Annotated in this window: 7 protein-coding genes; 4 read left to right on the top strand and 3 right to left on the bottom strand. The window is 69.0% G+C overall.

Annotated elements, in window-relative coordinates; all coding sequences use genetic code 11:
• Positions 1 to 174: 174 nt before the first annotated feature.
• A complete protein-coding gene (locus tag ASJ79_RS14975) occupies positions 175 to 678 on the bottom strand; it encodes an SRPBCC family protein (RefSeq protein ID WP_067956463.1) in 504 nt (167 codons plus the stop codon).
• Positions 679 to 701: 23 nt separating this feature from the next.
• Positions 702 to 1,604 carry an oxidoreductase gene (locus ASJ79_RS14970; protein ID WP_067956461.1) on the bottom strand — a complete coding sequence of 301 codons (903 nt, stop codon included), beginning with the start codon at positions 1,602 to 1,604 and terminating at the stop codon, positions 702 to 704.
• 70 nt (positions 1,605 to 1,674) lie between these two features.
• On the opposite strand from ASJ79_RS14970, the gene aspS reads away from it, so the two are divergent.
• Positions 1,675 to 3,450: an aspartate--tRNA ligase gene (gene aspS / locus ASJ79_RS14965; RefSeq protein WP_067956460.1), complete on the top strand. Its 1,776-nt coding sequence runs from the start codon at positions 1,675 to 1,677 to the stop codon at positions 3,448 to 3,450.
• On the top strand, positions 3,447 to 3,896 hold the full coding sequence (locus ASJ79_RS14960) for a nitroreductase family deazaflavin-dependent oxidoreductase (protein WP_067956458.1): 450 nt from the start codon (positions 3,447 to 3,449) through the stop codon (positions 3,894 to 3,896). Before aspS ends, ASJ79_RS14960 begins: the two co-directional genes overlap by 4 nt.
• Before the next feature lie 12 nt (positions 3,897 to 3,908).
• Here the strand turns inward: ASJ79_RS14960 and ASJ79_RS14955 are convergent, their stop codons facing one another.
• A complete protein-coding gene (locus ASJ79_RS14955) occupies positions 3,909 to 5,093 on the bottom strand; it encodes an acetyl-CoA C-acyltransferase (protein WP_067956456.1) in 1,185 nt (394 codons plus the stop codon).
• A gap of 94 nt (positions 5,094 to 5,187) precedes the next feature.
• Between ASJ79_RS14955 and ASJ79_RS14950 the strand changes: the two genes are divergently transcribed.
• Complete coding sequence (locus ASJ79_RS14950) at positions 5,188 to 5,664, top strand: helix-turn-helix domain-containing protein (RefSeq protein ID WP_067956454.1); 477 nt, start codon at positions 5,188 to 5,190, stop codon at positions 5,662 to 5,664.
• Between the two features lie 64 nt (positions 5,665 to 5,728).
• Positions 5,729 to 7,150, top strand: a 1,422-nt coding sequence (locus tag ASJ79_RS14945) for a transglutaminase family protein (RefSeq protein WP_231750855.1), incomplete at its 3' end; no start/stop codon positions are given.

Genomic DNA, 7,150 nt, shown 5'->3' with positions numbered 1-7,150 from the left:
TGAGTGAGCTTGTCAGCCGCACGTCAGAGCCGTTCTCGTCCAACGACGATGCCACCGAATTCATCACCAGCGATACCTACGGCGAATTCTGATCGCTGCTAGTCCACTTAAGCAGATAAGCAGTACATGTGTTCGATTCTACTGCGGGCCTGCGACGAGTCCGGGCACGAATTTTCAGCGCACGGCGAACCGTTCGTCGGTGTAGCGCCGCAGATTGTGCAGGAACCGCTGGAACATCCAGCCCATCACCGGTTTTCCGGCGGCAAGCCCGAGCCGCCCGGCCGGGCCGTTGGGTTTGAGCGCCATGATCCAGGTCAGGTGACAGCCCTCGGCGGTCGGCACGACGTGGTAGTCCTCGGCGAACGCCGAGATGCTGCCCGTGCTGGATTCGTTGAACCGGAAGGCCATGCGCGAGAAGGGTTCCCAGGCCAGGAACTCCTCGGCGCCGGTGATCCCACCGCGCATGTCGACGGTGCGGGTGGTCCCGACCCCGCGCGGTTCCGGGCTCGTCCAGGTCACCTTGGTGATCACGCTGGCCCAGTGTGGCCACGAGGTCTCGTCGGCGAGGACGTCGAACAGCTGCTCCGGGGTGATGGCCAGGTCGACGGTGCTGACGAAGCGGTACGGCGCGGTGTCGACGAAATCGAGGCCGACGCGTTCGCAGGGGTGCATGACCATACACAGTAGGTCATGGTGATTGGTCAGCCCGGCCCTTCATCGGCGGCGGCCAGCAGCGGCACCAGAACCTCGCTGATCGGCGCGGGCAGGCCGTGCGCCCGAGCCTTGCGCAGGATCACCCCGTTGCGGATGTCCCACTCCAGCGGGACGCCGGCCTCCCGGTCGGTCAGCATCGACGTCGTCATGTCCTCGGGCACCGACGCGAACAACCGGCCCAGCTGCTCGGGCACGTCGTCGCCGAGTACCGCGCCCTCGGCCCGCGCGACGGCCAGGGCCTCCGCGGCGTACCGGTGCGTCAGCGCGGCGATGTCCTCGCGCCGGAACATCCCCGACCGCCGCCCGGTCAACACCATCAACCCGGCCACCGCGTTCGTCAGCAGTTTGTGCCAGGTCGCGCTGACATAGTCCGGGTCGTTCTCGACGGTCAGCCCGGGCACCCGCAACAGGTCGGCCAGGCGCCGTCCCGCGTCGTCGTCGGGCAGCACCAGGCGCGCCGAGGTACGCAGCCGCACCCAGCCCTCGGGCTGGCGTTCGGCGGAGATCCACACCACCGACGGCACCACCGTCGAACCGGGGCAGTACCGGCCGACTCGCTCGACCTGCTCGACACCGTTCTGCAGCGCGCACACCACCGTGCCCGCGCCGCAGAGCCGCTCCAGCCACACCGACGCGTCGGCGTTCTGGGTGTCCTTGACGCCCCACAGGACCACGTCAACCGGATCCGTGACCGAGTCGGGGTCGGTCAGCACCGGGCCCGGTACCACCAGCGGACCGCTCACACCCTTGTCGGGGTCGTCGACCCGCACCTCGATCGAGGGCCGGGCGCTGCGGCCGCAGACGATCACGTGGTGACCGGCGGCGTGCAGCAGCGCCGCGACAGTGGCTCCGATGGCTCCCGGACCGACCAGGGCGATGCGCGCAACCATGCTCGCCAAGCTACCCAGCGGCCCCCACTAGACTGACCCGTTGACTATCCCCCGCGAACAGGAGTACTTCGTGCTGCGCACCCGCACCGCCGGTTCATTGCGCCCCGCCGATTCCGGTCAGACGGTGACGCTGGCCGGTTGGGTGGCGCGCCGCCGCGACCACGGCGGCGTCATCTTCATCGACCTGCGCGACGCGTCCGGGGTCTCCCAGGTGGTGTTCCGCGAAGGTGAGGTGCTGGCGCAGGCTCATCGGCTGCGCTCGGAGTTCTGTGTCGCCGTGACCGGCGTCGTCGAGATCCGGCCGGAGGGCAACGCGAATCCGGAGACCGCCACCGGCGAGGTCGAGGTGAACGCGACGTCGCTGACCGTGCTGGGGGAGAGCGCTCCGTTGCCGTTCCAGCTCGACGAGACCGCAGGTGAGGAAGCGCGGCTGAAGTACCGCTACCTGGATCTGCGCCGCGAGGTGCCCGGCAACGCAATCCGGTTGCGCTCCAAGGTGAATGCCGCCGCCCGCGGTGTGCTGGCCGAGCACGACTTCGTCGAGATCGAGACCCCGACGCTGACCCGCTCCACCCCGGAAGGCGCCCGCGACTTCCTGGTGCCCGCACGGCTGCAGCCCGGTTCGTTCTATGCGCTGCCGCAGAGCCCTCAGTTGTTCAAGCAGCTGCTGATGGTGGCGGGTATGGAGCGGTACTACCAGATCGCCCGCTGCTATCGCGACGAGGATTTCCGCGCCGACCGTCAGCCGGAGTTCACCCAGCTGGACATGGAGATGAGCTTCGTCGACGCCGACGACGTCATCGCGGTGTCCGAACAGATCCTCAAGGCGGTGTGGTCGACGATCGGCTACGACCTGCCGTTGCCGCTGCCGCGGATCAGCTACGCCGACGCGATGCGCCGGTTCGGCTCGGACAAGCCCGACATGAGGTTCGGCCTGGAGTTGGTGGAGTGCACCGACTACTTCAAGGACACGCCGTTCCGGGTGTTCCAGGCGCCGTACGTCGGCGCGGTCGTGATGCCCGGCGGCGCGTCGCAGCCGCGGCGCACCCTCGACGGCTGGCAGGAGTTCGCCAAGCAGCGGGGCCACAAGGGTCTGGCCTACGTGCTCATCGGTGAGGACGGTGAGCTCGGCGGCCCGGTCGCCAAGAACCTGTCCGACGCCGAGCGCCAGGGACTGGCCGCTCATGTCGGCGCCGCCCCCGGCGACTGCGTGTTCTTCTCCGCCGGTCCGGCGAAGTCGGCGCGGGCGCTGCTGGGCGCCACCCGGATCGAGGTCGCCAAGCGCCTCGACCTGATCGACCCGAACGCGTGGGCGTTCACGTGGGTGGTGGACTGGCCGATGTTCGAACCCGCCGAGGAAGCCACCGCATCGGGGGAGGTCGCCGTCGGCTCCGGGGCCTGGACCGCGATGCATCACGCGTTCACCGCGCCCAAACCCGAATCCGAGGCCACCTTCGACGCCGACCCGGCCGGTGCGCTGTCCGACGCCTACGACATCGTCTGCAACGGCAACGAGATCGGCGGTGGCTCCATCCGTATCCATCGCAGCGACGTCCAGGAGCGGGTGTTCGCGATGATGGGCATCGACCACGACGAGGCCCGGGACAAGTTCGGATTCCTGTTGGACGCCTTCACTTTCGGTGCTCCGCCGCACGGCGGCATCGCGTTCGGCTGGGACCGGATCGTCGCGCTGCTGGCCGGGGTGGACTCGATCCGCGAGGTGATCGCGTTCCCGAAGTCCGGCGGTGGCGTCGACCCGTTGACCGATGCGCCGGCGCCGATCACCGCGCAGCAGCGTAAGGAATCCGGAATAGACGCCAAGCCCGAGAAGCTGGAGAAGGCATGACAGAACCGGACAAGGGAAAGCTCGTCGCCGACACCGCGGCCCTGGAGGACTTCAACCGCAACATCGTCGACGAGTTCCGGGCCAACGGCGGCAAGGTCGGCGGCCCGTTCGAGGGCGGCACACTTCTTCTGCTGCACACCACGGGCGCGAAGTCGGGCCAGTCGCGGCTGTCTCCGCTGGCCTACCTGACGATCGACGACAAGATGCTCATCGTCGGGTCCTACGCGGGCGGCCCGAAGCATCCGGCCTGGGTGCACAACCTGCGTGCCAATCCCAGGGCCTACATCGAGATCGGCACCGACGCCTACGACGTTGTCGTCCGGGAGCTCCCCGACGACGAACGCGAGGCGATGTATCCGAAGATCGTCGAGCTCGCGCCGGTGTTCGCCGACTACCAGGCCAGGACCGACCGCGTCATCCCGCTGTTCGAGTTGACGCGGGCCTGACGGTGCGGGGCCTCACAGCCGCTCGATGATCGTGGCGTTGGCCATGCCGCCGCCCTCGCACATCGTCTGCAGCGCGTAACGCCCGTCGCGCTGCTCGAGTGCGTTGACGAGCGTGGTCATGATGCGCGCGCCGCTGGCGCCCAGCGGATGACCGATCGCGATCGCGCCGCCGTTGACGTTGGTTTTCGCCAGATCGGCACCCACGTCGGCGGCCCATGCCAGCACCACCGGGGCGAACGCCTCGTTGACCTCGAACAGGTCGATGTCGGCGAGGGTCAGCCCCGCCTTCCGCAGCACCTTCTCGGTCGCCGGGATGACACCGGTGAGCATGTACAGCGGGTCAGAGCCGACCACCACGGTGGTGTGCACCCGGGCCAGCGGACGCAGCCCGAGCCGGCGGGCAGCCGCACCGCTGGTGATCAGCACCGCGGCGCTGCCGTCCGACAACGGCGACGAGTTGCCCGGTGTGATGTTCCAGCCGATCTGCGGGAACCGCTCGCCGATGGCCTCGTTGTAGAACGCCGGCCGCAGCCGGGCCAGTGTCTCGACCGTGGTGTCGGGCCGCACGATCTCGTCGGCGGCCAGCCCGGCGACGGGAGCCAGCTCGTTGTCGAACAGCCCGTCTTTGGCTGCCCGCGCCGCCTTCTGATGGCTCTCGGCGGAGAACTCGTCGAGCTGGGTGCGGGACAGCTTCCACTTCGCGGCGATCAGTTCGGCGCTGATGCCCTGGGCGACCAGGCCGTCGGGGTAGCGGGCGGTCATGTCGAGACCGAACGGGTTGCTGCCCGGCAGCACCGAGGATCCCATCGGCACCCGGCTCATCGACTCCACGCCGGCGGCGATCACCACGTCGTAGGCGCCGGCCAGCACGCCCTGCGCGGCGAAGCTGATCGCCTGCTGGCTGCTGCCGCACTGCCGGTCGACGGTCGTGCCGGGAACGCTCTCCGGGAAACCGGCGCCGAGCAGCGCGTTGCGCGCGATGTTGACGGCCTGGTCGCCGACCTGGGTCACGGCTCCTGCGATGACGTCGTCGACCTCGACCGGGTCCACCCCGGTGCGCGCGACGAGCTCGCGGAGACTGTGCGCCAACAGGTCGGCGGGAAGGACGCCGTGCAGTGCGCCGGTGGGCTTGCCCTTGCCGACGGGGGTGCGGACGGCGCCGACGATGACGGCGTCGCGATCGGAATAGTCGGCCATGGGATCCTCCTGGACTCGTCGCTGAGTATGCTGTTCTGTACTCAGATGTAACGCCTAGGTTCAGTAAACGCAACCCAGATCGGGAGTGATGTGCATGACAGCCCTGCAGGGTCCGCTCGCCGACCGCAGCGCGTGGTCGGCGGTCGGCCGGTGCCCGATCGAGAAGACCATGGCGCTCGTCGGCACCAAGTCCGCGATGCTGATCATGCGCGAGGCCTACTACGGCACCACCCGATTCGACGACTTCGCCAAACGCGTCGGCATCACCAAGGCCGCCACGTCGGCGCGGTTGACCGAACTCGTCGAGGCGGGGCTGCTGACCAAGCGGCCCTACCGCGAACCCGGGCAACGCATCCGCGACGAATATGTGCTCACCGAGTCCGGATCGGAGTTCATGCCGGTGGTGTGGGCGATGTTCGAATGGGGCCGCAAACACCTCGCCGACAGCTCGCTGCGGCTCACCCACCTCGGGTGCGGCGCCCAGGCCGGGGTCGACATCGTCTGCGCCGAAGGCCATTCCGTGCCTCCCGACGAACTCGGGATGCGGCTGGTGAAGGGCAACGGCCGGTAGCGCCTCCCGGCGCGGACCCGACGCGCCCTGCGTCGCACTGTCCGGTGTGGTGGGATCTAGCGCTATGGGGATCAAGGTGGCCCTGGAGCATCGCACCAGCTACACGTTCGACCGACTCGTCGAGGTATATCCGCACGTGGTCCGGTTGCGTCCCGCGCCGCACTCCCGCACCCCGATCGAGGCGTACTCGCTGCGGGTCGAACCGGCCGACCACTTCGTCAACTGGCAGCAGGATGCTTTCGGCAACTTCGTGGCGCGGCTGGTGTTCCCGACGCGCACCCGAAGCCTGACCATCACCGTCGGTCTGATCGCGGACCTGAAAGTCGTCAACCCGTTCGACTTCTTCATCGAGGACTACGCCGAGCATGTCGGGTTCACCTACCCCAGGGCGCTGGCCGAGGACCTCAAGCCCTACCTGCGCCCGGTTGACGAGAACGGGGACGGATCCGGCCCGGGCGACCTGGCCGAGGCGTGGGTGCGCAACTTCACCGTCGCGCCCGGCACCCGCACCATCGACTTCCTGGTCGCGCTCAACCGTGCCGTCAACGCCGACGTCGGCTACTCGGTGCGGATGGAACCCGGCGTGCAGACCCCGGACGTCACGCTGCGCACCGGTATCGGCTCGTGCCGCGACTCGGCATGGCTGCTGGTCTCCGTCCTGCGCCAGCTCGGCCTGGCCGCCCGGTTCGTCTCGGGGTACCTCGTCCAGCTGACCTCGGATGTCGAGGCGCTCGACGGCCCGTCCGGCCCGGCGGCCGACTTCACCGATCTGCACGCCTGGACCGAGGTCTACATCCCCGGTGCCGGCTGGATCGGCCTCGACCCGACCTCCGGGCTCTTCGCCGGTGAGGGCCACATCCCGCTGTCGGCCACGCCGCACCCGGAGTCGGCCGCGCCGATCACCGGCGCCACCGAACCGTGCGAGACCACACTGGAATTCAGCAACACGGTGACCCGCGTGCACGAGGATCCCCGCGTGACGCTGCCCTACAGCGAGGAGTCCTGGGCGGCGATCAACGCGCTCGGCCGGGCCGTGGACGAGCGGTTGTGCGCGGCGGATGTCCGGTTGACGGTGGGCGGCGAACCGACGTTCGTGTCGATCGACAACCAGGTCGACCCGGAATGGACCACCGACGCCGACGGCCCGCACAAGCGGGAACGCGCGTCCGCGCTGGCGGCCCGGCTCAAGGCGGTGTGGGCGCCACACGGATTGGTCCAGCGCAGCCAGGGCAAGTGGTATCCGGGAGAACCGTTGCCCCGCTGGCAGATCGGGCTCTACTGGCGGACGGACGGCGAACCGTTGTGGACGGACGAGTCGCTGCTGGCCGATCCGTGGCAGACCGCACCCGATCCCCGCACGCCGGACAGCGCTCGGAGTTCCGGTTGGTGGAGGGCGTCCTGTGAGCGCGTCGAACGGCAATGCCGCGCCCGGCGGGATCCGGTTGGACGGTCGGCGTGCCGTGGTCACCGGAGGCGCCAAGGGGAT

Origin of the sequence: Mycobacterium sp. NAZ190054, from assembly GCF_001545925.1 — a bacterium.
In the GTDB taxonomy this organism is placed as follows: domain Bacteria; phylum Actinomycetota; class Actinomycetes; order Mycobacteriales; family Mycobacteriaceae; genus Mycobacterium.
Note: the sequence above shows the minus strand (reverse complement) of the source record. Positions and strands in the feature narration are given on the sequence as shown.

Coding starts and splice junctions, on each gene's coding strand:
- ASJ79_RS14975 (WP_067956463.1), bottom strand. CDS start 678: ATGGTCATGCACCCCTGCGAACGCGTCGGCCTCGATTTCGTCGACACC.
- ASJ79_RS14970 (WP_067956461.1), bottom strand. CDS start 1,604: ATGGTTGCGCGCATCGCCCTGGTCGGTCCGGGAGCCATCGGAGCCACT.
- ASJ79_RS14960 (WP_067956458.1), top strand. CDS start 3,447: ATGACAGAACCGGACAAGGGAAAGCTCGTCGCCGACACCGCGGCCCTG.
- ASJ79_RS14955 (WP_067956456.1), bottom strand. CDS start 5,093: ATGGCCGACTATTCCGATCGCGACGCCGTCATCGTCGGCGCCGTCCGC.
- ASJ79_RS14950 (WP_067956454.1), top strand. CDS start 5,188: ATGACAGCCCTGCAGGGTCCGCTCGCCGACCGCAGCGCGTGGTCGGCG.